Annotated in this window: 19 protein-coding genes; 17 read left to right on the top strand and 2 right to left on the bottom strand. The window is 45.6% G+C overall.

The genetic code is table 11. The annotated features are described in order from the left end of the window. Nucleotides 1–268 precede the first annotated feature (268 nt). The 15 genes from AC3D28_RS09360 (at nt 269) to tldD (ending at nt 18,947) form a co-directional block, all read left to right on the top strand. Nucleotides 269–724, top strand: coding sequence for a prepilin-type N-terminal cleavage/methylation domain-containing protein (locus tag AC3D28_RS09360; RefSeq protein ID WP_488534611.1), 456 nt, complete (start codon nt 269–271; stop codon nt 722–724). A 66-nt stretch (nt 725–790) separates the two neighbouring features. Further along, nucleotides 791–1,027 (top strand): type II secretion system protein, encoded by a 237-nt coding sequence (locus AC3D28_RS09355; protein WP_488534610.1) that lies wholly within the window; start codon nt 791–793, stop codon nt 1,025–1,027. Between the two features lie 111 nt (nt 1,028–1,138). After that, nucleotides 1,139–1,687 (top strand): type II secretion system protein, encoded by a 549-nt coding sequence (locus AC3D28_RS09350; RefSeq protein ID WP_488534609.1) that lies wholly within the window; start codon nt 1,139–1,141, stop codon nt 1,685–1,687. Next, complete coding sequence (locus AC3D28_RS09345; protein WP_488534608.1) at nt 1,684–2,259, top strand: type IV pilus modification PilV family protein; 576 nt, start codon at nt 1,684–1,686, stop codon at nt 2,257–2,259. Before AC3D28_RS09350 ends, AC3D28_RS09345 begins: the two co-directional genes overlap by 4 nt. Further along, nucleotides 2,259–2,987, top strand: coding sequence for a PilW family protein (locus tag AC3D28_RS09340; RefSeq protein ID WP_488534607.1), 729 nt, complete (start codon nt 2,259–2,261; stop codon nt 2,985–2,987). The genes AC3D28_RS09345 and AC3D28_RS09340 overlap by 1 nt, the downstream gene beginning before the upstream one ends. Continuing rightward, nucleotides 2,977–3,414: an MSHA biogenesis protein MshP gene (locus AC3D28_RS09335; RefSeq protein ID WP_488534606.1), complete on the top strand. Its 438-nt coding sequence runs from the start codon at nt 2,977–2,979 to the stop codon at nt 3,412–3,414. Before AC3D28_RS09340 ends, AC3D28_RS09335 begins: the two co-directional genes overlap by 11 nt. Before the next feature lie 4 nt (nt 3,415–3,418). Beyond that, nucleotides 3,419–7,963 carry a DUF6701 domain-containing protein gene (locus AC3D28_RS09330; protein ID WP_488534605.1) on the top strand — a complete coding sequence of 1,515 codons (4,545 nt, stop codon included), beginning with the start codon at nt 3,419–3,421 and terminating at the stop codon, nt 7,961–7,963. Between the two features lie 151 nt (nt 7,964–8,114). After that, complete coding sequence (locus tag AC3D28_RS09325; protein ID WP_098414700.1) at nt 8,115–9,158, top strand: rod shape-determining protein; 1,044 nt, start codon at nt 8,115–8,117, stop codon at nt 9,156–9,158. Between the two features lie 149 nt (nt 9,159–9,307). Then, entirely contained in the window at nt 9,308–10,204 is an 897-nt protein-coding gene (gene mreC, locus AC3D28_RS09320; RefSeq protein ID WP_488534604.1) for a rod shape-determining protein MreC, read from the top strand. Then, complete coding sequence (mreD, locus tag AC3D28_RS09315; RefSeq protein WP_488534603.1) at nt 10,194–10,682, top strand: rod shape-determining protein MreD; 489 nt, start codon at nt 10,194–10,196, stop codon at nt 10,680–10,682. The genes mreC and mreD overlap by 11 nt, the downstream gene beginning before the upstream one ends. A gap of 4 nt (nt 10,683–10,686) precedes the next feature. Further along, nucleotides 10,687–11,256: a Maf family protein gene (locus AC3D28_RS09310; RefSeq protein WP_488534602.1), complete on the top strand. Its 570-nt coding sequence runs from the start codon at nt 10,687–10,689 to the stop codon at nt 11,254–11,256. Between the two features lie 18 nt (nt 11,257–11,274). Next, nucleotides 11,275–12,744, top strand: coding sequence for a ribonuclease G (gene rng / locus AC3D28_RS09305; RefSeq protein WP_098414704.1), 1,470 nt, complete (start codon nt 11,275–11,277; stop codon nt 12,742–12,744). An 11-nt stretch (nt 12,745–12,755) separates the two neighbouring features. Further along, nucleotides 12,756–16,634, top strand: coding sequence for a YhdP family protein (locus tag AC3D28_RS09300; protein WP_488534601.1), 3,879 nt, complete (start codon nt 12,756–12,758; stop codon nt 16,632–16,634). 34 nt (nt 16,635–16,668) lie between these two features. Then, complete coding sequence (locus AC3D28_RS09295) at nt 16,669–17,490, top strand: carbon-nitrogen hydrolase family protein (RefSeq protein ID WP_488534600.1); 822 nt, start codon at nt 16,669–16,671, stop codon at nt 17,488–17,490. A gap of 11 nt (nt 17,491–17,501) precedes the next feature. Continuing rightward, nucleotides 17,502–18,947 (top strand): metalloprotease TldD, encoded by a 1,446-nt coding sequence (gene tldD / locus AC3D28_RS09290; protein ID WP_098414707.1) that lies wholly within the window; start codon nt 17,502–17,504, stop codon nt 18,945–18,947. Nucleotides 18,948–19,014: 67 nt separating this feature from the next. On the opposite strand, the gene AC3D28_RS09285 is transcribed toward tldD, so the two are convergent. Next, a complete protein-coding gene (locus AC3D28_RS09285) occupies nt 19,015–20,391 on the bottom strand; it encodes a PhoH family protein (protein ID WP_488534599.1) in 1,377 nt (458 codons plus the stop codon). A gap of 560 nt (nt 20,392–20,951) precedes the next feature. Here AC3D28_RS09285 and rapA point away from each other — a divergent pair. Further along, nucleotides 20,952–23,861 carry an RNA polymerase-associated protein RapA gene (rapA, locus tag AC3D28_RS09280; RefSeq protein WP_488534598.1) on the top strand — a complete coding sequence of 970 codons (2,910 nt, stop codon included), beginning with the start codon at nt 20,952–20,954 and terminating at the stop codon, nt 23,859–23,861. Nucleotides 23,862–23,935: 74 nt separating this feature from the next. Here the strand turns inward: rapA and AC3D28_RS09275 are convergent, their stop codons facing one another. Continuing rightward, on the bottom strand, nt 23,936–25,201 hold the full coding sequence (locus AC3D28_RS09275; protein ID WP_488534597.1) for an NRAMP family divalent metal transporter: 1,266 nt from the start codon (nt 25,199–25,201) through the stop codon (nt 23,936–23,938). Nucleotides 25,202–25,582: 381 nt separating this feature from the next. On the opposite strand from AC3D28_RS09275, the gene AC3D28_RS09270 reads away from it, so the two are divergent. Continuing rightward, on the top strand, nt 25,583–26,335 hold the full coding sequence (locus AC3D28_RS09270; protein ID WP_488534596.1) for a pseudouridine synthase: 753 nt from the start codon (nt 25,583–25,585) through the stop codon (nt 26,333–26,335). Nucleotides 26,336–26,354 lie beyond the last annotated feature (19 nt).

Genomic DNA, 26,354 nt, shown 5'->3' with positions numbered 1-26,354 from the left:
AATGGTAATCAAACTCGGTATAATGCAATCATTACCATAGGTGAGAGCTTGTAATAGACAGTAAATCCTAACCTGCTTGGCTCATTACATCGTTAACTGAATAATGGCGAATCGTCATTCTGTTCATGCGGTCGATACAGTCTTCACTTCACGGTCAGTTTAGTGAATGTGGCTGACTCAAACCGTTTTGACAACATCCAAAAGGGTCGCGTGACCTAAACGAAACCTTGCAGTCACACTGCATGCTTACATATAGAGAGAGTAAATAATGAAAAGACAAGGTGGTTTCACCCTTATCGAACTCGTCGTGGTTATTGTAATCCTAGGTATTCTAGCGGTCACGGCAGCACCACGTTTCCTAAACCTGCAAGATGATGCTCGTGATTCAGCTCTTCAAGGGTTGAAAGGCGCTTTAGATGGTGCAGCCGGTATTGTATATGGTAAGGCGGCAATTGAAGGTTTGGAATCTGTTTCTCAGGGAGAATCTATTACTGAAAACGGTCGAACCATCAATCTAGTGAATGGTTATCCAGAGGCGTCAGGGAATGGCATTATGAATGCCGTAACAGGGCTAGATGCAGATTGGAATGTCATTACATCAGGTAGTAATGCTATTACATTTGGTTACGAAGGAAACAATGATGCTTCTAGCTGTTCTGTTCAATACTCAATGTTGCCAACAGAGCAAGAACCAACAGTTGCAGTTAATGATTGTGGCAATTAATTAAACTTAAAGGCCAGTTAGTCTGGCCTTTGACTTTTTGTGGTGATAACTCTCGGAATAGTTCATATGCGTCAATCATCAGGCCTTAGCTCAATAGAATTTGTGGTTGTGCTAACCATTTTAGGTGTGATCGGTTATGTGGTATTGCCAAGATTTATCAGCTTTGAACCAGAAACGTACGAAGCGAAGTGGAAACAAACCAAGCAAACCGTAGAGCACGTTTCTGAATCTTTGAGTAATAAACAAACTTACGATCGAATTGAAGAAGAGCTTGAGCGCTCAAAAAGCAAAGCCACTAAATGATCGTTATCTGCTTACCCGTTCACAGTTCGAGTTTAAAAGTGATAAACCACTCATTATTCTCATAATTGCATCGTATACTTATCTCGCTTTTTCCAAGCCTAAGGTAGGGTTATGAAAATTCGCAGCTCTGCATTAGGGTTCACTTTAATGGAGTTGATCTTGGTGATTGTTCTCCTCTCTATCCTTTCACTTTTTGCTGCCAGCCGTTTTATGGGTTCCGGCAGTTTCTCTGCGTATGCATTACAAGAACGCGTGATTTCTGTGATTCGCCAAGTACAGGTGAATCGTATGCAATCGAATATCAGCATCCCAAATAAGTCTTATCCTGAAAGGTGCCTACCTAGTAGCTACAAAGCTGGAGAGGACTCTAGCTACACTAACTTTTGTTTGTCGATTACGAGCACATGTATAGGGTCTAGTGCTGCATGCGGTCTGGCTAGCAAGGAAAGAGACACTCGTAGTGACATAGTTGTTGATAAATCCGCAAAGTTTTCACTGACCAATGCTGTAACGAATCCAATCGAGTTTAATTTATTGGGTAATCCCATAAATTCAGCGAGTGGTGGGGTTTCAATTTTAATTGAAGATAAACAGGGTCAAAACCGCTGCCAAGTTGAAATTAATACCCAAGGTTATGTTTCTAAAGGTACATGCTCATGAAGAAATTTAGTGGCATGACTTTGATCGAAATGATCATCGCGATAGTTCTAATGGGCATTGCGATGGTGGCATTTACCTCTTTTCTTGTCCCTCAAATTCGAGATTCCGCCATACCCCATTACCAGACTCGCGCTGTCGCATTAGGCCAAGGTTTTATGTCTCAGATATTGGCGCGAGGTTTTGATCAAAACAGTGACTTTGATGGTGGTCTAGTACGCTGTGATGAGGGGAAGCTAGTGAGTCCACAAGCAACATGTACAGATAGTGACAATTTAGGAGCAGAAGAAAGCGACATCTCCAGCTTCAATGATGTGGACGATTATATTGGTTGTTGGTATACGCAAAATACAAAAGCCAGCTGCAACGCCGCCCCTAAGTACCAGTTGAGTAACGTTCTTGGAACGTCGATGGAAAACGATTACAACAATTTCAGAGTGGAAGTCGGTGTCCAGTATGTGACCGAAAGTGGCCTAGCCTCAAACGATATTGAAGCTTACAAACGTATCACGATGACCATTTATGCCGGACAAACACAACCTTTAACACTGTCAGCAATAAAGGGGAACTACTGATGAAAACGCGTGGTTTCACCTTAGTGGAAATGGTCATCACGATTGTGATTGGCAGTTTTATCATGTTAGGAATTGCCGGCTATGTACAGTTGGGAGCAAAGGGTTATACAGACACCATCGATAGACAACGGCTACAAACTCAAGCGCAGTTTGTGATTGAGAAAATGTCCCGTGAAATTCGCCATGCGGTGCCGAATAGTTTTTTTATCGATGAGGATGAGAAAAACTGTTTAATGTTCATGCCTATAGAACATTCTGGTTTTTATGCAATTTCTGGTAATGATATACAGTTTGTGGTTGGCTTTTTTGGTGACAATGCTCCCGAGCTTGATAGTGGCTTGAAAATGGTGATTAACCCAACACGACTCAGTGATCTAAGCTCATCCACTCATAGTGTTGATGTTGGAGCGCTTTCTCCAGATTCGGATAACGCATATAAGATTGTTGATGGCGCTAGTTTAGTAACCAGTCGCTCCGTTTCTAATCGACACTATCTCTATAACCCATCCAAGTCAGTGAAATATTGCTTTGCAGGGACACAAATACAACGCAATGGTGAGGTTGTTGCCGACAACCTTGTTTATGCTAATGAACAATCTCAGAGTTATTTCAAATATGACGATACATCGCTTCATCGAGGCGGGCTTGTGCACCTGAGGTTCGTGTTTGAACAGTCCGGTGAAAGTAGTGTGTACCAACAAGGTGTGCAGGTGCTGAATGTTCCATAATAAGCAAAAAGGCAATGTGTTAATTGTGACGCTCTTTGTCATTGTCGTGATGGGGTATTTGGCGGCATCACTAATGAAAGTGACTTGGTCTAACCAAAGTGGTTTAACGCGTGAGTTTTTGGGTACAAAAGCATGGTTTACGGCTCAGTCCAGTAATGACTGGGTGTTAACGCAGTTTTTTCCTTTAGGTAAGTCCGTTGCTGTTGCAACTCGTTGCGATGATATCGAGGCAGAAAGCGTTAAGCCTGATAGTCGCTTGTTCGATAAAGCATGCAAAATTAAAGCTACTGAATGTCAGAAGGCTGGCAAGCTACCTGGAGAGATTACTGGTGAAGAAGTTGAACTCTATGTGGTTAAAAGTTTGGCTGTTTGTGGTTCTGGGCAGTCTCAAGTTCAGCGTCAGCAAGAGATTTGGATTAAGGATTAAAATAATGAGAAAAATACTATTTGCCTTAGCTTTGTTGTCTTTAAGTAATTTGTCTTATGCGGATGAATGGGAGGATACAGAGACCTGCCCTATCAAAATGGACGCCCCATTTTTTGTTGAAGCTAATTACTATGACGATGATGATTTAAGTGACTTGCGTGGCCGGTTTTTTCGAGGTAATGACATTGAAGATGAAGTGATTTATCTCAAAAAACAAGGACGAGGCAGTGTTTCCTTATACCCATTGTGGTCCGCCGATGATGATGTTGTCGGAATATTTAACGAACCTTCGCTTCAGGATGGCGTCGCCTATTCTATTCGCTTGGAGTACAGTAATGTAAGAAAGCATGGGAACAGTTATACAGGTGATTTAAACTATTACTTACGCTCTTCTGATGGCTCATTGATACGTCATGAAACTGTATTTGATAATGTTTTCTCTAAGATGTCGAACAGTGCAGATGTTTTGATTGAGAAAGATGAAGAGCTAAATACTCTACGATGCGGTGAACTTGAGTGGCCAACGCCAACGCCAACACCTGAACCAGAAATACAAGTTCCTGATCAAGTTTGTGAAGCCTTCCCTGAGCCTATTCAAGGCTGGAAAAATGAAGTCAGCCAGTTAATTGTTACTAACTCAACTGTAGGTACTTTGGGGTGGTCTCCAGAGTATGTTGCTGATAGACAGAATATCTACGAGTACTCTAATTCTAATGGTCAATCTTGGGACACGCTACGAGTAGGCTTCGATGAGGGGGAGGGGGCATGGCAGCTATATGAAAACTCACGCTCAACTATCTGTGATGTTCGGATGGGATGTTATCCTGGTGATGCCCAGCCTGATGGAAATGACGGCTTAACTGAAAAGCGTAAAGCCCAAACTCCGGCTCCAGTTAACGCTTCGTTTGATTCATCTCAAGACCTAATTATTCGTACACAAGATACGGATTCAAACTATTACGGTAAGGTTTGTGCTTCTACTTCGACTCTATGTGAGTACAGCAACCTGAACGACAAAGTCGTTATTCGACTGAAAAGCGATTTGAACTCTCTCAATATTAACGGATATGGTTCAGAAAAAAGTGTTGAGCTTCAAATTGATGGTACTAGGGAAATTAAAAGCTTTGCTTATGATGCTGGTAATAACCTCTCCCTGTATTTTAGTGATGACGCCAAGCTGACGGTGAAGACATTTAGAAATACTGGCTCTGATCCTAAATTGATTTTCGGTAGTGACGTAATCTTCAATGTTGTGGGAACGAATCAGCCTGTTGGTCCTGTGACATCTGCAGACTTTAAATTAGAAGATGCCCACTTTGATTATCGTACTTTTAAAGATGATCTTGTTTTGCCAGTTATTTATGGTCCAGAAGCCAGCGTACATTTCAAAACCGACTCTGGTCAGGTGTTTAAAGGGTTTATTCTGGCTAAAAGCATTATGCTTGATATGAGCGAGCATATTTATGGGGCAATTACGAGTCTCAGACTTGATATGCGTGGTTCAACAAAGATTGAAAAACCAAAATACCCAGAGTCATGCTGGATTCCACCAGAGCCTCAACAGTGTACTTATCTACCCAAAGAGACGTTTGACAATGGTAGTGTACTAACCAACTGGTCTGTCATGGGGTTTGGTGACAGTGTTGAGCCTAAAATTCACGGTGGCAAGTTCCGTCTGAATGATGATAGAACGCGTCAAGCTACAGCATCTGCTTATAACTACATTTTCCCTTCGGATCAAAACTATCTTGAAATCGAGTTTGAGCATTATGCATACGGTAGTAATCGTGGCGGAGGTGATGGTATTGCCCTAGTAATCTCTGATGCGAACTTACCACCTAAAACTGGTGCTTTTGGAGGCCCTCTTGGTTACGGGATGAAGCTAAAGAAAAACCATGGTAGCGAGATCAGCAGCGATGTTGAAGGGTTTGCTGGTGGCTGGTTGGGTATAGGCATTGATGAGTACGGCAATTTCTATCGAGAAGGTGGAGAAACTATCCCAAATCGAAACGGTAGACGAGATAGTGTAGGTATTCGTGGGTCGGGTGCTCAAGATAACCAAGGAAAATGGCTAAAAGGATACGCATATGTTGATGGTACGCAGTTTTCGAGTTCCATCGACAACCATAACGATTTACATCGCTATAAGATCACTCTGAATTCAAGAGATGGTCAGCATATGATGTTGAAAGTTGAAAGAAGTGTTAATGGTGGGGAATGGAATACCGTTATTTCAGATTTTGATGTGCGTACAGAAGGGCACTTTAGCCAAGCTCCTACTAATTTTCGTTTGTCAGTTACAGCATCAACAGGCGCCGCAACGAACTTCCATGAAATTGATGATTTCCAAGTCTGTGCGGACAAGTACTCGCGATTAACAGATGGTATTCATCATTTCGAGTTTGACTACTCTGGCTCGGGCAGTACGTGTCAGGCTTCTGATGTGACACTTAGAGCTTGTATGAATGAAAGTTGTTCTGAGCAATATCCTAGAGGTGCATACGATGATGGCAGCTTAACGCCTCTCTCTGTCACTTTACTTCCATCTGCTGGCAATAATGTTGCCAACTGGGTTGGTGGTACAAATGTACAGTTTGAGAATGAAACTCAGCTTGAGCTGCAAGGTTCAAGAGCTGGCGATGTTACTTTAGGTATCGACCAAAGTTCCGTACCACAGTTTGGCTTTGAAGGGGCGCGATGTCGCATTAATGGCGGAGCACTATCCGCCGACAATTGCAATGTCACCTTCGCTCAAAATGTGCTTGCGGTGAATGTTAATGATGTCGTCGCTAGTCGCGAAACTACGGGTGAGGATTACCTATCGTTTTGCTCAACTCGCACAGAAGAAAATGGTGAATCTCGTGGTGTTAACATGTCCGTTGATTATGAAGTGGCACCAGTTGATAGTTCTCAACCGGTTGTGATTTCTTACAAGCAAAAAGTGAAAGATCAGGCTGTGGAATGGAGTTCAGCTGTTGAATTAACCAGAGCTAATAAATACCTGCCTAATGTTTATTTTGATAGTGAAGGCAAAGCATTCTTTAAGTTGAAATATGCTGAAGCTGGAAAGGTGAAACTTAAAGCCAGCGTTGAAGGGGTTGATGACTCAGAAGGGTTCGATAGTTTTGTAAGTTTTCCTTCAAAACTGAAAGTGGCTGCAAAGAGTGGTAATAAAAGTGGAGAGTGTACCAACAGTGAAGATGGCTGCTCTGCTGGGTTTGTTGCAGCAGGTGAAGCTTTTGAGTTAACCATCTCTGCATTGCAGGATGACGACACGGTTGCTGAGAACTACCAAGAGAAAACTATTACTGTTAGCAATAAAGTGAAGTATCCGTCCAATGGGGCGCTAGCCAAACTTCTGAATGAAAAGTTACCAGAATCAAGTCAATGGTCTAGTGGTAGTGTGACGTTTGTTCAATCTATTTCAGAAGTTGGCGCTTTTGAGATCATTGCTGAGGCGCCAGTCGCTAAAGATGAAAATGGCGATGATATTGGGACATCTCTGTACCTTGGCAGTAAGGCTTTTAAAATTGCAGATGGCCAGTCAACAATTGGTCGCTTCTATCCTGATTATTTTAAAGTGACAGGAACCGAGTGGACTTATCCCGATAATCAGCATGACTCTGTTTACATGGGCCAAGGTTTTGCGTCAGTTAAGTTTGAAGTCACCGCATATAACGCTAGTGGGTATGCTACACAGAACTACGGTGGTTTTGCCGATTCTTTGAAAGCTGATCTACATTTAGCTGGTGGTTATTCTGATCGGTTAAGTATTTCGGGTTCAGATCTAACGAGTGAGAACTGGTCTGGTGCCATATGGAGTAAAACTTGGGTGAACTCTGTTAATTGGAGCAAAGCGGTTAATCCAGATGGCCCATTTAACTCTAAAGTCTCAACAGATAGTTCTACAGAGTCATCAATTGCATTGTCGCTGAACAAAACAGCTAGTACGAAAACAGCACATATTGACCCTACTCTCTTTTTAACCGAAGGCGACGATGAGAGTAAATCACGAACTGTAGATCAGCGGTTACTGTCGCAGCCTGACGTTCGATACGGACGCGTGGTTTTAGATGATGTAGGTGGAAGGCAAGGAGAAACGCTCAGTGTGCCTTTAAGAGTTGAGTATTGGAACAATAATCGATTTACTGTTAGTGAGCATGATAACCGAGCTATTGTATCTCCGTTTGAAGCGGGAAGTGATGAGTTAATTTGGAGTAGTCCGGATGGAACAACGGCATGTGATATTGTTTTGAAAGTTTTTGATGCTTCAGATAATGAAATTTCAAACGCTCAAGTTGAGCAAGGCATACTTCCAAACACTGCGAGAGAGCGTTTGATTGCGAAACAGGGGTGTAATAACGACGTTAGACAGCAATCTAAAGTGTGGTTAGACCTAACTCCTAGTGGTAACAATCTCCCTTGGCTCAAATACGACTGGGACAATGATGGTTCTGAAGAAAACCCATCATCAGTGGTCACCTTCGGTATTCATCGTGGTAACGACCGTGTTATTTATCGTGGTGAGCCAGGGTTAACCGGACAGTAACAACTTAGGTTTTTGCCCTTAAGTTAGGAAACTGCAAGAAATTGAGGCTTTCTACCCATGTTTGGGTATCAATACCTTGCTGTGGCAGCGAGGCATTGGTACATTTAGGACAATTTTTGTCTTCTATATTTTTGCAGGATGAGCGAAGAGTATGTTTAAGAAACTTCGTGGTATGTTTTCTAACGATTTATCGATCGATTTGGGCACTGCCAACACTCTAATTTACGTAAAAGGGCAAGGAATTGTCCTTGATGAACCTTCTGTAGTTGCTATTCGTCAAGATCGTGTAGGTTCTGCAAAAAGCGTTGCCGCTGTTGGTCACGCCGCAAAACAGATGCTTGGTCGTACACCGGGTAACATTTCCGCTATTCGTCCGATGAAAGATGGTGTGATCGCTGATTTTTATGTTACTGAAAAAATGCTACAGCACTTTATTAAGCAAGTGCACGACAACAGCATTTTAAAACCAAGCCCTCGCGTGCTGGTTTGTGTGCCTTGTGGCTCTACACAAGTTGAACGTCGCGCGATTCGTGAATCGGCACTAGGGGCGGGCGCACGTGAAGTTTACTTAATCGACGAGCCAATGGCGGCGGCAATTGGCGCAGGCCTGCGCGTATCAGAGCCAACCGGTTCAATGGTGGTTGATATCGGCGGTGGTACCACTGAAGTGGCGGTTATCTCGCTAAATGGTGTGGTTTATTCGTCGTCTGTGCGTATCGGTGGTGACCGTTTTGATGAAGCCGTTATCAACTATGTTCGTCGTAACTATGGCAGTTTGATCGGCGAGGCAACAGCAGAGAAGATCAAGCATGAAATTGGCTCCGCGTACCCTGGTGATGAAGTGCGAGAAATCGAAGTTCGTGGTCGTAACCTAGCAGAAGGTGTACCACGTAGCTTTAGCCTGAATTCAAATGAAATCCTAGAAGCACTACAAGAGCCGCTATCAGGTATCGTATCAGCCGTGATGGTTGCACTAGAGCAGTGTCCACCAGAGCTCGCTTCAGACATTTCTGAAAACGGCATGGTTCTAACCGGTGGTGGTGCACTACTGAAAGATCTTGATCGCCTACTAATGGAAGAAACGGGTATTCCAGTGGTTATCGCTGAAGACCCACTAACGTGTGTCGCACATGGTGGTGGTAAAGCACTAGAAATGATCGACATGCACGGTGGCGATCTCTTCTCTGAAGAATAAAGGTTTAGGTGAAGCTCAAGCTGGCTTCACCTTCATTTCTGCTCTCTCTGTAATTCAAACATGCTCCATACCTGAAAGTCTTCTCTTTAGTGTTTTCAGGTTGCCAAGTAAGGCTCAGTAATCATGGAAGCAATCAGGTCAAAAACAAGATGAAACCGATCTTTGGCAGGGGCCCATCTCTGCAATTACGTCTGTTTTTTGCTGTCATCGTATCGGCGAGTTTAATGCTGGCTGATAGTCGTCTAGATACGTTTTCCAGCGTCCGATACTTATTGAACAGTATGGTTGCGCCAATTCAGTATGCAGCAGATTTACCACGAAGTATGTTCGACGGCGTATTCGAGCGTTTTAATACTCGTCAGGCATTAGTTGAAGGTAATCGCAACTTAAAGCGGGAAGTACTACGTCTAAAAAGCGAACTTATCTTGCTCGAACAATATAAAGAAGAAAACCAACGCTTACGTAAACTGCTGGGCTCATCCTTTGTCCGTGATGAAAAGAAAGTCGTCACCGAAGTGATGGCGGTCGATACGTCACCTTATCGTCATCAGGTCGTGATTGATAAAGGTCAGATTGATGGGGTTTATGTAGGGCAACCCGTGATCAACGAAAAAGGCATTGTTGGTCAGGTCACTTTTGTTGCTGCACATAATGCGCGCGTATTACTACTGATAGATGCCAAAAACGCGATTCCAGTGCAGGTGATCCGTAACGATATTCGAGTGATCGCATCAGGTAATGGTCAAATGGATGAAATCCATTTGGAGCATATTCCAACCAGTACTGATATTCAGGTGGGTGATCTACTGGTGACATCAGGCCTCGGCGGTATTTATCCAGAAGGCTACCCGGTGGCGACAGTTACCGATGTAGGACACGATACACGCCAAGAATTTGCACCAATCAAGGCCGAGCCTGTGGTTGAATTTGATCGTTTACGTTACCTATTGTTGCTCTGGCCTAACGAAGATCGCCAACACCAAGTGCTGCGATCTAACGCGGATGAGCGGTTAGGGCAAGAACAAGAGGTAAAAGATGGCCAATAATGTATTACGTAGCAGAATGGTGATTGGCACCAGTTTCTTTGTTGCGCTGGTCTTACAAACGATCCCATGGCCAGGCGCCCTCGATTTACTGCGTCCATCATGGTTGTTTTTGGTCACGTGTTATTGGGTGCTGGCGCTGCCGCATCGAGTTAACGTGGGTACTGCTTTGGTGCTGGGGTTACTATGGGATATTTTGCTGGGTTCGACGCTAGGGATTCGCGGTATGATGATGTCGATTACCGTCTATCTAGTCGCACTGAATTTCTTGCTGGTGCGTAACATGGCATTGTGGCAACAATCGATATTAATTGCCGTTTTGACAGTGTTACTGAAAGTTTTGATATTCTGTGGGGAATATTTGAACCAAGACGTAGTATTTAATCCATTATCTCTGTGGACAGCGGCAATAAACTGTATACTTTGGCCATGGATGTTTTTATTAATGCGACGTATTCGTCGTGCATGGCACGTAAGGTAAAGCAGTGAAAAAAGGCTTATCTCTCGTTCTCGCTTCGGGTTCTCCGAGAAGAAAAGAGCTGCTTGCTCAACTAGGTTACGATTTTGACATTGTATTACCTGACATCGAGGAAACCAAACAGGATCATGAGCAAGCACAAGACTATGTGCTGCGTCTTTCTTTGGAAAAAGCTCAAGCTGGCTTAGGTTTGGCTAAACCTGATTCCATTGTTTTGGGCTCTGATACAGTCGTGGTATGCGATGACCAAGTGCTAGAAAAACCAAAAAGTTTTGAAGATTCAAAGCGTATGCTTACTGATTTATCTGGTCGTCGCCACCAAGTGATGACCGCGGTGAGCATCGTATCGTCGGAACATCAACACTCAGTGGTCGTCATCACTGACGTATGGTTCAAGCAACTGACCCACGAAGAAATCAAACAATATTGGCAGTCAGGAGAGCCATGCGATAAAGCTGGAAGTTATGGTATTCAGGGACTCGGAGGGCGATTTGTCACCCGAATCGAAGGCAGTTATCACGCTGTAGTAGGCTTACCTTTGTTCGAAACCGATCAGCTAATTCAAAAATTTTTATAATTGTTTTGAGGTGTGCACATGAGTGCAGAATTGCTGCTTAACGTGACCCCGAGTGAAACTCGTGTGGCCATGATTGAAGGTGGAGTACTACAAGAAATTCATATTGAACGCGAATCGCGTCGCGGTATTGTTGGTAATATCTATAAAGGCAAAGTAAGCCGAGTATTACCCGGCATGCAAGCGGCTTTTGTCGATATTGGCTTAGATAAAGCAGCGTTTTTACATGCGTCTGATATCGTTCCTCATACCGAATGTGTGGCAGAAAACGAAAAACAGCAGTTTCAAGTTCGTGATATTTCTGAGTTGGTTCGCCAAGGCCAAGATATTGTTGTGCAAGTGGTGAAAGATCCCCTTGGTACCAAAGGCGCGCGTTTAACCACTGATATTACATTGCCCTCACGCTACCTCGTTTTCATGCCCGGCGCCAGCCATGTTGGCGTATCACAGCGCATTGAAAGTGAGAAAGAACGAGAGCGCTTAAAGAAGGTGGTCAGCAATTATTGTGATGAACATGGTGGCTTTATCATCCGCACTGCTGCAGAAGGCGCCGATGAAAAAGAACTTTCTCAAGATGCGGCGTTTCTCAAACGTTTGTGGTTAAAAGTCATGGAGCGTCGCTCGAAATACAAAACGCGTTCAACACTGTATGGTGAGCTGGGGTTGGCTCAGCGTATTCTGCGCGATTTTGTTGGCACAGAGCTTGATAAAATCATGGTTGACTCTCGCCTCGAATACGAAAACCTGAAAGAGTTCACCTCTGAATTCGTCCCTGAGTTAACAGACAAGCTTGAGCTTTACGAAGGCGACAAGCCAATCTTTGACATGTACGACACTGAGAACGAAATTCAACGCTCGTTAGAGCGTAAAGTCGAGCTCAAATCAGGTGGTTATCTGATCATCGACCAAACCGAAGCCATGACCACTATCGACATTAACACTGGTGCATTCGTTGGCCGTCGTAATCTCGAAGAGACCATTTTCAATACTAATATAGAGGCGACTCAGGCCATCGCTCGTCAGTTACGTCTGCGTAATCTGGGCGGCATCATCATTATCGACTTTATCGATATGGCGTCCGAAGAGCATCGCCAACGCGTGCTTACCTCATTAGAAACCGCATTGGCTAAAGACCGCGTAAAAACCAATATTAACGGTTTCACTCAGCTAGGCTTAGTGGAAATGACCCGCAAGCGCACGCGAGAAAGTATTGAACATGTTCTTTGTTCTGGTTGTCCTACTTGTGAGGGCCGTGGTAGCGTGAAAACGGTCGAAACAGTGTGCTTTGAGATTTTGCGTGAGATCACCCGTGTGAATCGTGCTTACGATGCTGACAACTTTGTCGTCTACGCTTCGCCGTTCGTCGCTGAAGCCTTGTTGGGTGATGAGTCTCATGCGTTGGCTGAGCTTGAAGTATTTATTGGTAAGCAAGTTCGAATTCAGGTTGAGCCCCTGTACATTCAGGAACAGTTTGACGTCGTAATGATGTAATTGGAAAATTTGTGAATTCTGGTGTTAACCATTTTGGGCGTTTTTGTGCGTGGAGCGTAGTCACTGTATTGGTTTTATTAGCCATATCAGTGACAACCCTGCGTATCACATTGCCACAACTCAACCACTTCCAAGGTGAGATCAAAACTTGGGTAAAGAAAAGCACAGGTTTCGATTTTGCTATCGACAATGTCGCTGGTGCTTGGCGAAACAACCACCCCTCTATTGCGTTACTTGGCTTAGAAGCCAATCTGCCGAATAATCAGGAAGCGCGTTTTGCCGTCGAAGAAATTCACATTGAATTCGATCTGATTCAATCTCTGGTTCAATTTAAGCCTGTTGTTGCCGACCTCACTATCCATAATTTAGCCTTGGATATCCAGACGGTAGATCTTCTTCCGAGCTCGAGTCGCCAAGATAAAGAGCCTAAAGTGGATAAAAGCGAAGTTAAGTTGATTGACCAGCTCGACTCGTTGCTTTTACGTCAATTTGAAGATTTTACCGTGACGAACTCACGTATTTGGTACCAGTCAGTGTCTGGTGAGACGCGTCGTTTGGACATCGAGCAACTCCGCTGGAGTAACCAAGGTCAGCGCCACTTAGCCGAAGGGACGGTGAGTATTGCGGATGCCAAAATTAACTCGCTGTTAGTAAGTGCTAACTTTAAAGACCATGGCTCATTACGAGATGTGTCTGGTGAGTTTTACGTGAGTGCTCAAGATGTGTCTGTCACGCCTTGGCTTACTGCCTACATGCAAGAAGAGTCCGGCGCTGAGTCAGGTAAAGTCAGCTTAAATACTTGGCTGACACTCAAACACAGCCAGCCTAATGATGCTTATGTCGAGTTATTACCATCTGAGCTGGTGTGGAGTGAGAATGGTCAGCATGATCTATTTATTGAATCTGGTATTTTTAATCTTCGACCAGACAAGCAAGGCTGGAAAGTAAATGGTCACTCACTTCAGATCCGAACCGATGATACGCCATGGCCAGAACTGGACGTCGCGTTTGACTGGCAACCGGATGGTTGGACGCTTAACCTTTCGCAGCTAGATATTGAAGCACTCATTCCGCTGATAAAGCTTGCTCCCGAATCGGAGTTAACCAGTGATGTCATCAACAAACTGGCACCGAAAGGCCGAGTTGAAGATGTTCGCTTGTCCATGAACGGTCGTTTAGACACTTTGCGCTACTCCGCCGAATTGGATGAACTTGCGATGACCCAATGGGAACTGTTACCCGGGTTTCATCACGTACAAGGCCGCGTTTCTGGTGATTTAAATCAGGCAAAAGCGAAAGTAACCGTCATTGATGATGTATTTCCGTACGGTGATGTATTTCAAGCTCCGCTGAATATCAAACAAGGTGAAGTTGATATTATTTGGCAGCAGGATGAGGGCGGCTGGCGTTTATGGTCTGATAAAGTGACAGCAGCGACGCCTGATCTTCAAGTACTGGGGGCCTTTCGACTTGACTTTCCGAAAGAACAAAGCCCATTTTTATCGTTTTATGCCGAAGCGGATCTCTACAACGCGGGTGAAACATGGCGTTATCTGCCGACTCTGGCGCTCGGACAAGACTTAACGGATTACCTCTCGACCGCGATTCAAGGCGGTAAAGTGAACACGGCTAAGCTGCTGTGGTATGGCGAGTTAGAGGATTTTCCGTACAAAGATCACAACGGGATGTTCCAAGCGTGGGTCGGTTTAAAAGACGCAAAGTTTAGCTTTGATACCGCATGGCCAACCATCACGGATCTGCAGCTGGACTTGCTGTTTGAAAATGATGCCATGTATTTGGATTCTAAGTCCGCCACTTTAAATGGTGTCCATGCTAAGCGTATTACCGGACGAATTCCTGAGTTGGCGGAAGGTGGACACATTGAGATTGAAGCCAAAGCGAGCGCTTCGGGCAACGAAGTGCGTGACTACATGATGGCGACGCCATTGGTGGACTCGGTCGGGGCAGCATTGACGGCGCTTCAAGTGAATGGTCCGGTTGACTCTGAATTTCAACTTAATATCCCGTTTGACTTTGAAAAGGAATCTCGCGCATGGGGGCATGCTGATCTGAACGATAATCGTGTTGATATTGAGGCGCCGCCAATGACGTTGGAAAAAGCCACAGGCCGCATTCATTTTGACAATGATGTTGTGACTACATCAGGTTTGTCGGCAGAATTGCTTACGCAAGCTATTTCCCTTGATTTTCGTGGTGAGAGCGCGGAACCGGGCTACAACGTGACGATTAATACATTAGGCGATTGGGACGTCGAGCCTCTTAAACCCTATATCGGTGAGCGTTGGTTAAACCTTGTTTCTGGGCATGCGCCGTGGCAAATGGATATTGATTTGCAACTCAACGATGTGGGGTTCACTTATCAGCTCGATGTCTTGGCGCAGTTAAACCGTGTGGCTAGCCAATATCCTTATCCGCTAGCCAAACAAGTTGGCGAGTTCGGGCAAGCAAAACTGCAGGCATCCGGCAACCAAGAAAGCATTTCTGCACGACTACAAATACCAAATGCTAAGTACCAAACCGAGATAGATATCTCCGGAGAGGTGCCTGTTCTGACCGCCACCAATTTAATGATCGGCACAGGGGGCTTTAAGATCAGCCCAATTGTCGGACATGATGCCTCAGTGCGCGTCGATGAGCTTAACTTAGACCAATGGTTGGCGTTTGCTCAGCGGCCAACCAATAAAGCGTCGTCTGTGCTCGAGAATATGCAGACGCCAACGCTCCCATTACCAACACGGATTGATATAGAAGCGCCAAACTTACAGTTTGGCGGGATTGAATTTCATGATGTGGATTTTTCGGCCAGTAAGAAGAATTTGAATTGGCAGTTGGATGTCAATAGTCAAGAAGTCAAAGGCAAAGCGAACTATCTTAAAGCGTATGACTTATCCGTCTCCTTAGAGCATTTACATCTGTATATTCCCGGGTTTGAAGAGATGACGAAGCAACGCAGTTCTCTCTTTGCTAGCGAAGATCAAAGTGCGCCGTTGATCACGAGTTTTGATCGTAAGTTTCACGCTGAGGTTCCAAACTTAGCTTTGAGTATCGACGACTTTTGGTTGCAAGGTTACAAAGTGGGGAAGGTGAATGTTGATTTGCAGCGCCATGAAGATCGTTTGGAATGGAGAAACGTCACCTTTAGCAGCGGTAAAAATCGCATTGATATGAGCGGTTGGTGGGCGTTGACCAAAGATCGTAGCCACTCCAATCTGAAGGTGAAGATGAAAGGCGATAACAACACCGATCTTATGGAACGTTTTGGTATTACTTCGGGCATTCAGCAAGCCCCATTTGAGATCAACGCCAATATGGAGTGGGATGGCGCGCCATGGTCAATGAAAATCCCAACCTTGCAAGGAGACGTGTCGACGGAGTTCGGAAAAGGTGTGATCAGTGAAGTCAGCGGTGCGGCGCGTTTGCTAGGCTTATTTAGTCTTGATTCTATTATTCGTAAGATGCAGCTCGATTTTACTGACGTGTTCGATAAAGGTATGGCCTTCAACTCGATCACGGGCACGGGCAAGATCCAAGATGGGGTTTTCATTACCAATGATATTGTGATGGATGCTTTGGCGGGTGAAATGCAGATCCGTGGTATCGCCAATATGACTAGCCGAATGGTCGATGCGGAAGTCAAGTTTACCCCAGACGTTACATCGGGCTTACCGATGTTAACGGCCTTTGCGGTCGCCCCTCAAACCGCGCTGTACGTATTGGCGATCTCAACGGTAATTTCTCCGGTGGTGGAAGTCTTTACTCAAGTCAACTATGAAGTAAAAGGGCCATTAGATTCCCCAACAGTGAAAGAAATTTCGCGAAGTAAAGGCGAATACAAGCTGCCAGAAAAGCTGCGTGAACAGGCCAAATAACTTACCGATTAAAATGGAATAAGGAAGGAAACGCATGGAACGTGTTGGTATTATTCAAATGACATCGGGTCCAGATATCACCGCGAATCTGGACTTCATTGAAAAACAGTGTGCTTTGGCTGCCAAGCAAGGTGCCAAGCTTGTCCTTACCCCTGAAAATACAGTGCTGTTTGCCAATCGCGAAGCGTACCATCAACATGCAGAGCCACTTGGGAGTGGCATGATTCAACTGCGGCTCTCTGAAATCGCAAGAAAGAACCAGTTAACACTGATTGTCGGAAGCATGCCCATTCAAACCGCAAAAGGTGTCACGACCACAACACTTGTATTGCCGCCACATGGTAAATGTATCGCTCATTATGACAAACTGCATATGTTTGACGTTGATGTGGCTGATGGACATAGCAGCTATCGCGAGTCGGATACATTTATGGCGGGTAATCAAATCGTAGTCGCAGAAACGGATATCGGCAGCGTAGGATTGAGCATTTGTTACGACGTACGTTTTCCCGAGCTTTATAAAGTATTACGCCAAGAAGGTGCAGATATCATTGTGGTGCCCGCCGCGTTTACCGCCGTGACCGGTAAGGCGCATTGGGAAGTTTTGTTACGTGCGCGAGCGATTGAAACTCAATGTTGGATACTCGCGAGTGGTCAAACCGGAACGCATCCTTGTGGACGAAACACATGGGGACACTCCATGGTCGTTGACCCTTGGGGACGTATCCATAAACAGCTTCAGGATGAAGTAGGCTTGTTAGTGACAGAGATAGATTTGTCACAAAGCCAACAAGTAAGGCAGAATATGCCGCTGACTCAACACAGTCGCTTTCACAATGAATTGAGACGGAAATAAAAGAGCTAACTATGAGCACAAACCAAATAGAACAGGCACTCCTTGCCCCCAATGGTCTGACAGAACAAGACATTGCTGACACACTTGCCAGCATTGCGACGCGCCAGATCGATTATGCGGACATTTACTTTCAGTCCAGCTGGCACGAGTCTCTGGTTCTAGAAGACAGCATCATCAAAGATGGTTCTTTTAACATTGACTGTGGTGTGGGTGTTCGAGCGGTGAGTGGTGAAAAAACTGGCTTTGCTTATTCCGACCAAATTCAGCCAGAAGGTTTAAAACAGAGTGCGATGGCGGCGCGCGGTATTGCTCAACAAGGGCAAAATGGCAAAGTTCAAGCGTTTAAGCGAACAGACAACCAAGCGTATTACGCCGCTGTGAATCCATTAGCTGAATGGGAAAAGCAGCAAAAAACAGAACTGCTCAAGTCACTTGATGCCTATATCCGTACCAAAGAGCCGTTGGTCAAAGAAGTGTCGATCAGCATCAGCGGCGTGCACGAGCAAATGCTGGTAGCGGCAACTGACGGCACTTATGCCGGTGACGTTCGTCCTTTGGTGCGTTTGTCTATTAGTGTATTGGCGCAAAAAGGCGAACGACGTGAGCGGGGTAGTGCTGGTGGCGGCGGTCGTTTTGGCTATGATTTCTTCCTTTCTGAAACCGATGGCGTGAAAGAGGCATTTCATTATGCCGATGAAGCGATTCGCATGGCGTTAGTGAACTTAGCCGCAGAAGCCGCACCAGCAGGCATGATGCCAGTGGTGTTGGGTTCAGGTTGGCCGGGCGTGTTGCTGCACGAAGCGGTCGGTCATGGTTTGGAAGGTGACTTTAATCGCAAAGAATCTTCAGTCTTTGCCGGTAAAATCGGTCAACAAGTGACATCACCACTGTGTACTATCGTCGATGACGGTACATTGAAAGATCTGCGTGGTTCGCTCAACGTCGACGACGAAGGCGTCAATGGCCAATACAACACCCTCATCGAAAATGGTGTGCTAAAAGGCTACATGCAAGACAAGCTCAACGCGCGTCTCATGGGCGTGAACCCAACCGGTAATGGTCGTCGTGAATCTTACGCACATTTACCGATGCCGCGCATGACCAACACCTACATGCTTCCAGGTGAACATACGCCAGAAGAAATCATTTCAACGGTAGAGAAAGGGTTGTATGCGCCAAACTTTGGTGGCGGTCAGGTGGACATTACGTCGGGTAAGTTTGTGTTCTCTGCATCGGAAGCGTACTTAATTGAAAACGGCAAAATTACGCGCCCTGTTAAAGGGGCCACGTTGATTGGCTCTGGTATTGAAGCTATGCAGCAAGTGTCGATGGTTGGTAACGACTTAAGTATCGACAAGGGCGTTGGCGTATGTGGTAAAGCAGGGCAAAGTATTCCGGTGGGCGTTGGTCAGCCAACATTAAAACTGGATTCACTAACAGTGGGTGGTACTGAGTAACTCAATCGAATCGTTATAAAAAGAGCGCTCGTTGGAGCGCTCTTTTGTTTTTGTGAGTCGATGTCGACTACAGGTTCTCTTCGGCAAACTCTGCCAAGCGGCTACGAACCACGCCGTTAAGGTGAATATTCGCGCTGCCTTCAAAGTTCTTGAAGCGTTCAACCATGTAGGTCAACCCTGATGTCACTGGGGTGAGGTAATGGGAGTCAATCTGCGCCAAGTTACCTGAGCAGACGATTTTCGTTCCTTCGCCGCAGCGGGTGATGATGGTTTTGATTTGTGAAGCGGTGAGGTTTTGACACTCATCAAGCAGCACAAACGCATTTTGAATCGAACGGCCACGCATAAAGTTGATCGATTTAAACTGAATATTGGCTTTATCGCAGATGTACTTCAATGAGCCTTCAGTGCAGTGATCGTGTTTATGTAGTGCTTCCAAGGTATCGGTTACGGCGGCTAACCACGGCATCATTTTTTCCTCTTCTGAGCCGGGTAAGAAGCCGATGGATTCCCCGATGTCGGGCGTGTTACGCGTCACGATAATTTTATCGAACATGCTTTTTTCAATGGTTTGCTCCAGTGCGGCTGCCATGGCCAGCAACGTCTTACCACTGCCCGCCGCACCCGTTAGAATCACCAAATCAATATCTGGGTCAAGTAAGGCATCCAACGCCATTCCTTGGTAGATGTTTTTTGGTGTGATGTCCCAAGCCTTACGGTGCATCATGCGTTCGCGGCTCAGGTCGAGTAGGGTTAATTTGTCTTCATTGATGGTTTCCACGCGGCCAGCAAAGTCGCTGTCTTCATCAATCACATATTGGTTAATAAAAGTGGGTTCAAAAGGTTCACGGCTGAGCTTGTGATAGGTTTTTCCGCCCAGCGCATAACTTTCCACTTCCTCAATATCACTCCAGAAGTCCCCCTCACGCAGTTGAAAGCCTTTGGTCAGGTATTGAATATCGTCAATCAGTTGATCGGTTCGGTAGTCTTCAACAAAACGCACACCAGCGCCTTTGGCGCGCAGACGCATGTTAATGTCTTTCGTGATCAGTACCACTTCACGTGGTGCTCGTTTGTTTTGCAGATAAAGCATCGCATTGAGGATGCGGTTGTCACCGGCTTTGTCGGCGAAGGCTTTGACGGTTTCCTGCAGTTCAAAATCCGCCAAAATGGAAATAGTGCCTTGGGCGGGGCTGTCTTTAGAAACAGGAATGCCTTCAGAAATTTCATCGGGCGTTGCTTCTTTAAACAAATCTTCCAAAGCGCGAATAGCCACGCGCGCGTCTCTTGCGACATCGCGTTTGCTGTCTTTGATTCGGTCGAGTTCTTCCAACACGGTCATGGGGATAACGACATCGTGTTCTTGGAAAGAGAAGATGGCAAAGGGTTCATGAAGAAGAATGTTGGTATCAAGTACAAACAGTTTCCGATCGGTATCGCCCATAGCGTCTCCTTGCCGTAATACGGCTCTGCATGCGAGTGGTTAGGTCGTTCTCAAATAGGTGTGAAGCGGCCTAACTCTGATTGCTTGCAATAGAGGTTGTCGGGCTGATGTCGGTTAGTGTGCAACCGAGTAGCAAGACAACTTACTGCAAACCCGTGTTGATCCTAATCGTGTACTAACGCGCTTAAATCATATGCAATGGTTTTAAACGCCCCTCACTAGAAGTATACGTAATATTTACGTTCTACAACTTAATCATTGGCATGAGTATTTTACAATTTGATTGCATTTATAGTTTGGGAAAAAAAGTTTCCGCTTGATGCGGTTTCGGCGTGACCTAAATCACAGCTTCAAGTAAGATTAGCGACCTTTTTCTGCGTATAGGCTACGTCCGATTTATCATGTTGAGCTGGCTTAAAAATACTCAGTTCATACTGGAATGACGAATGCTATCGGCATAGCAGAAGCCAGAATCAGATCTAAACTATTATCCATGCCTACGGGCATGAGTAGACCAACAAGAAACACGAATCAAGAACTAATAACGAGGTAGTCAATTCATGACATTTGCTTTGGGGCAGCGCTGGATTAGCGATACGGAAAGCGATTTAGGTTTAGGTACCGTTGTAGCAATGGATGCTCGTACTGTGACATTGATGTTTGCAGCGTCAGAGGAAAACCGAGTTTACGCACGTAACGATGCACCTGTTACCCGAGTCACTTTTAACGTTGGTGATGTCATCGACTGCCAAGAAGGTTGGTCTCTAAAAGTCGAAGAAGTACTGGAAGATGAAGGTCTTTACACCTATTTCGGTACTCGTGAAGACACGCAAGAAACCGCAGTGGTTCTGCGTGAGATTTTTCTGAGCAACCAAATTCGTTTTAATAAACCTCAAGATAAGTTGTACGCCGGTCAAATCGACCGTATGGACAACTTTGTTCTGCGTTACCGTGCGCTAACCAACCAGTTTGAGCAGCATAAGAGCCCAATGCGCGGCCTATGTGGCATGCGTGCAGGTTTAATTCCTCACCAGCTTTACATTGCGCACGAAGTTGGCCGTCGTCATGCGCCACGCGTATTGCTCGCGGATGAAGTCGGTTTGGGTAAAACCATCGAAGCGGGCATGATCATCCACCAGCAAGTGCTGTCGGGTCGCGCTGAACGTATTTTGATTGTGGTACCAGAAACACTGCAACACCAGTGGTTGGTTGAAATGATGCGTCGTTTCAACCTGCATTTCTCTATCTTTGACGAAGAGCGTTGTATCGAAGCATTCGCGGATGCAGAAAACCCATTTGATACTCAGCAGTACGTATTGTGTTCTTTGGATTTTTTACGTAAAAGCCGCAAGCGTTTTGAACAGGCATTAGAGGGCGAGTGGGACCTATTGGTGGTCGATGAAGCGCATCACCTTGAATGGAGCCAAGACAAGCCAAGCCGTGAATACCAAGTGGTAGAAGGTTTGGCTGAACGCACTCCGGGCGTCTTACTATTAACTGCCACCCCTGAGCAATTAGGTCGTGAAAGTCACTTCGCACGTTTACGCCTGTTAGATCCAGACCGTTTCTACGACTATGAAACGTTTGTGGCAGAAGAAGCGCAATACGCCCCAGTTGCGGATGCGATCACGTCTTTATTTTCCGGCGAAAAACTGCCGAATGAAGCAAAAAATAAAATTACCGAGCTGTTGTCAGAGCAAGATGTTGAACCGCTATTTCGGATTATCGAAAGTGAAAGCGACGAAGAAGCCAAAGCGTCTGCACGCCAAGAATTAATTGATAACTTGATGGACCGTCACGGTACCGGTCGTGTTTTATTCCGTAACACACGTGCTGCTATCAAAGGCTTCCCTGCGCGTAACGTGTACCTGATGCCAATGGACATTCCACCGCAATACACCACCTCAATGCGCGTAGCAGGGATGATAGGCGGTAAAATGAGCTCTGAAGCGCGTGCAATGAAGAACCTCTACCCAGAAGAGATTTTCCAAGAGTTTGAAGGCGATGATGCCAGCTGGTGGCAGTTTGATTCGCGCGTCAACTGGTTGCTTGAAAAAGTCAAAGAGAAGCGCAGCGAGAAAATTCTGGTGATTGCCTCTCGTGCGAGTACCGCACTACAACTGGAGCAAGCACTGCGTGAGCGTGAAGGCATTCGTGCCACTGTGTTCCATGAAGGTATGTCGATTCTTGAACGTGACAAAGCAGCCGCTTACTTTGCGCAAGAAGAAGGCGGCGCACAGGTCTTGATTTGTAGTGAGATCGGTTCTGAAGGCCGTAACTTCCAGTTTGCCAACCAATTGGTGATGTTCGATTTACCGTTCAATCCAGACTTGCTTGAGCAGCGTATTGGTCGCTTGGATCGAATCGGTCAGAGGCGCGACATCGATATTCATATTCCGTATTTGAAAGGTACGTCTCAGGCGATCCTAGCTCGCTGGTTTGATGAAGGTCTGAACGCATTTGCGGAAACGTGCCCAACAGGTCGAGCGGTATACGATAAGTACTCAGACGACTTAATTGAGATCCTTGCTTCTGGCGATACCAGCACTTTGGATGAGATCATTGAAGCGTCAGCCAAAATGAACAAAGAGCTGAAATCTCAATTGGAACATGGTCGCGATCGTCTGTTAGAAATGCATTCAAATGGCGGCGAAAAAGCGCAGAAAATCGTGGAAAAAATTGAATCAACCGACGGTGACACTAATCTGGTTACCTTCGCACTTTCTCTGTTCGACACCATTGGTTTGAACCAAGACGACAAAGGTGAAAACGCGCTGGTTGTGACGCCATCTGAGCACATGATGGTACCAAGCTACCCAGGTTTGCCATACGAAGGGGCGACAATTACGTTTGATCGTGAAACGGCGTTGTCACGTGAAGACATGCACTTTATCAGTTGGGAACACCCGATGATCCAAGGTGGTATTGATCTTCTGATGAGTGAAGGCGTGGGCGTTTCTGCGGTATCGCTACTGAAAAACAAAGCCTTACCAGTGGGGACGATTCTGCTTGAGCTGATTTATGCGGTTGATGCGCAAGCACCAAAGCGCAGTGGTATTGCGCGCTTCTTACCGAAAACGCCAATCCGTTTGATGATGGACTCGCGTGGTAATGATTTGTCTGCTCAAGTGGAATTTGAAAGCTTTAACCGCCAGCTCAGCCCTGTAAACCGTCACTTAGGTAACAAGCTAGTGACCTCGGTACAAAAAGACGTCCACCGTTTAATTGAAGCGGGCGATGCGTTTGTTGAGCAGAAGGTAGAAGAAGTACGCAAGCAAGCGCATCGAGATATGCAACAAAGCTTGAACGCGGATCTTGAACGCTTGCAAGCGCTGAAAGCCGTGAATCCCAACATTCGTGATGAAGAAATTGAAGTGATTGAAGAGCAGATCAAAGAGCTCACGGGTTACATTAACCAAGCTCAAGTTCAGCTGGATTCACTGCGTCTGATTGTTGTCAGCCACAACTAGAAACACCAACATTTAAACCAATAAAAAGGCCTTCAATTTGAAGGCCTTTTTATTTTTTAATTGTGGGGAGCCGCTTACATCAGCCATTTCCACCAAATAAATAGTGCCAAGAAGCCAAACAGATAAATTAGGCCGACAATCGACAACCACTTCAACTTACGACCGACAGCTAACGGCTCGGGTAAATCCGTTTTACTCACGAGGGTGTAGTTCAATAGCGCAAAGAATGGCGTGGTCATAAACGCCAATATCATCGCAAAGTTCAGCATAGGCAATAATGCAGAAGCCCAGAAAATCACAATACCTAATGCAAGTAAGGCGACCACGAGCATGATGGCTGATGTCGCTTTCGGATCCGTATCGGGTTGCGATCGCAGCAGGCGTTGAGAATCTGAAATGACGCGAGAGTAACCGTCAATCACCGTAATCGTGCTGCCAAAAATACAGAAGAATGCAATTACTGCGATCAAGTAACGAGACCATTCGCCAATCGTCGACGCATACAAGCCAACCAATTGATGGGAGAAGCCAACGCCTGAGCTTTCAAGCGCAACGCCAGAGCCATAAAGCATCAAAGAGCCTAACGATACAAAGATAATCGCAAGAAAAGCCGTGCCAATATAACCGACATTAAAGTCAAATAGAGCAGAGCGGTAAGTGACTTCTTGCTGGCTTGATTGGCGTTTTAGCCATGCCGAGGTTAAACAGGAGATCTCTATCGGTGCCGGCATCCAGCCCATGGTTACGACGATAAAGCCGATTGCAGCAATAGACCAAGGTGACGGTGGCTCGAAGTTGGCTACTTGCTCAACGGGATTACCAAAGGCGATTGCAACGGCAAGTAATGTCGCGATGGTTAACACAGACATGATAACTTTAGATAACGTATCGAGCGCCTTATAATGACCCGCAAATAAGATAATCAGACACGTGACTATCACGATGATGCTTAATGACGCCATTGATAGCGAGAACGGTATGAAATACCCCAGCAAGCTGGCGCTGAACATCAACAATGCAGAGGTATTGATCACCGCAGACACCATGCTTAAAAATAGAAACAGCCAAAGATAAGGACGACCTAATTTCGCGTACCCCTCTACCAAGGTGAGTCCTGTTCCCATGGTGTATTGCACGCCTGCTCGAAAGAAGGGGTATTTAAAAAAGTTGACCAGAAGAATCAGTGCGGCAAGCTGCCAGCCATAAATCGCCCCCGCTTTCGTCGATGCGACGAGGTGAGATCCACCGACCGCCGCTGACGCCATTAAGATACCAGGCCCAAGCGAACGAAAGAATAAGGAGAGTTTGGATGTGGGTTTATCGATAACAGCGGAGTCCATTGCTTGTTGTCCTTTTTATTTGATGTATTTCTTATGCTGGAATCATGTCGCAGCTTTATTGGTGAACTGGGAAGCTCATCGTGTGCCGCACAGCGGTGATGTCATTTAAATGATGTTTTTGTTGAGTTATTTATTTTTCGGTCTGTTGCTGGCATAGGTGTGATATGCATCTACCACTCTATTCAGTGACGAGTAGAGTTGTCAATCTTATTTTACAATGTGTGGATTTGTTTTTTTTATTTCGTGATTGACTTTGGTTGATTTGCTGTGGTTTGGGCTTTTCTTGTTTGTCGTCGAACCAATGACTGCGCTCGGAATCCTGCCTCTTGATGTCATTTGGGTATATAATCGCGGCGTTTTTATTTTGTAGAGATCTTTCCCATGGCGATGCTTGAATATACCCCTCCAACAGATCCTTGGCTTAACATCGTTTTTGAGGATGAACACATTCTGGCAGTCAATAAACCATCAGGCTTATTGTCGGTGCCTGGGCGTCTTGCAGAGCATTACGATAGTATGTGGAGTCGCCTAAAGGCGTTGTATCCGGCCATTCAAGTTGTGCATCGTTTGGATATGTCGACGTCGGGTTTGATGCTGTTTGCGAAAAATAAACCCGCAGAGAGTGCCCTGAAAAAGCAGTTTCAATATCGCCTCACCCATAAAGTGTATTACGCACGCGTTTGGGGGCATCTCGAGCCGCAAGAGGGAGAGGTTGACCTGCCACTGATTGGTGACTGGCCAAACCGTCCGCGACAAAAAGTCTGTTTTGATGATGGTAAGCCTTCCAAGACGCTGTTTCAGGTTGTTAAACGTGAAGTACATACCGACGGTACCCAAACTACGATTGTACGCTTGCTGCCGATTACTGGTCGTTCGCATCAGTTACGTGTGCATTTAATGGCGATTGGCCATGCCATTGTTGGTGATGAGTTTTATGCCAATGAAACCGCTTTCCAGTTTTCGGACCGTTTAGAGCTGCACGCTGCTGAATTAAGCTTTTATCATCCGATCACTGCGCAATTGGACAGTATTTTTGTGCCTTGTGACTTTTATCCTGAAGCGAAAACGACGGTTTTTAACTATTTTATGCCAGAGCGTACATTACCTGATTATAAAACCCTGCCACGTCCATAACGTATTTTTCTCGGGCAGT

It is taken from the genome of Vibrio sp. TAP-3B, from assembly GCF_057784735.1.
Note: the sequence above shows the minus strand (reverse complement) of the source record. Positions and strands in the feature narration are given on the sequence as shown.

Excerpts from the sequence above, each read along its gene's own strand:
- rapA (WP_488534598.1), top strand. The coding sequence starts at position 20,952 with ATGACATTTGCTTTGGGGCAGCGCTGGATTAGCGATACGGAAAGCGAT.
- tldD (WP_098414707.1), top strand. The coding sequence starts at position 17,502 with ATGAGCACAAACCAAATAGAACAGGCACTCCTTGCCCCCAATGGTCTG.
- AC3D28_RS09325 (WP_098414700.1), top strand. The coding sequence starts at position 8,115 with ATGTTTAAGAAACTTCGTGGTATGTTTTCTAACGATTTATCGATCGAT.
- AC3D28_RS09355 (WP_488534610.1), top strand. The coding sequence starts at position 791 with ATGCGTCAATCATCAGGCCTTAGCTCAATAGAATTTGTGGTTGTGCTA.
- rng (WP_098414704.1), top strand. The coding sequence starts at position 11,275 with ATGAGTGCAGAATTGCTGCTTAACGTGACCCCGAGTGAAACTCGTGTG.
- AC3D28_RS09350 (WP_488534609.1), top strand. The coding sequence starts at position 1,139 with ATGAAAATTCGCAGCTCTGCATTAGGGTTCACTTTAATGGAGTTGATC.
- AC3D28_RS09345 (WP_488534608.1), top strand. The coding sequence starts at position 1,684 with ATGAAGAAATTTAGTGGCATGACTTTGATCGAAATGATCATCGCGATA.
- AC3D28_RS09285 (WP_488534599.1), bottom strand. The coding sequence starts at position 20,391 with ATGGGCGATACCGATCGGAAACTGTTTGTACTTGATACCAACATTCTT.
- AC3D28_RS09275 (WP_488534597.1), bottom strand. The coding sequence starts at position 25,201 with ATGGACTCCGCTGTTATCGATAAACCCACATCCAAACTCTCCTTATTC.
- AC3D28_RS09330 (WP_488534605.1), top strand. The coding sequence starts at position 3,419 with ATGAGAAAAATACTATTTGCCTTAGCTTTGTTGTCTTTAAGTAATTTG.
- AC3D28_RS09360 (WP_488534611.1), top strand. The coding sequence starts at position 269 with ATGAAAAGACAAGGTGGTTTCACCCTTATCGAACTCGTCGTGGTTATT.
- AC3D28_RS09270 (WP_488534596.1), top strand. The coding sequence starts at position 25,583 with ATGGCGATGCTTGAATATACCCCTCCAACAGATCCTTGGCTTAACATC.
- AC3D28_RS09295 (WP_488534600.1), top strand. The coding sequence starts at position 16,669 with ATGGAACGTGTTGGTATTATTCAAATGACATCGGGTCCAGATATCACC.
- mreC (WP_488534604.1), top strand. The coding sequence starts at position 9,308 with ATGAAACCGATCTTTGGCAGGGGCCCATCTCTGCAATTACGTCTGTTT.
- AC3D28_RS09340 (WP_488534607.1), top strand. The coding sequence starts at position 2,259 with ATGAAAACGCGTGGTTTCACCTTAGTGGAAATGGTCATCACGATTGTG.
- mreD (WP_488534603.1), top strand. The coding sequence starts at position 10,194 with ATGGCCAATAATGTATTACGTAGCAGAATGGTGATTGGCACCAGTTTC.
- AC3D28_RS09335 (WP_488534606.1), top strand. The coding sequence starts at position 2,977 with ATGTTCCATAATAAGCAAAAAGGCAATGTGTTAATTGTGACGCTCTTT.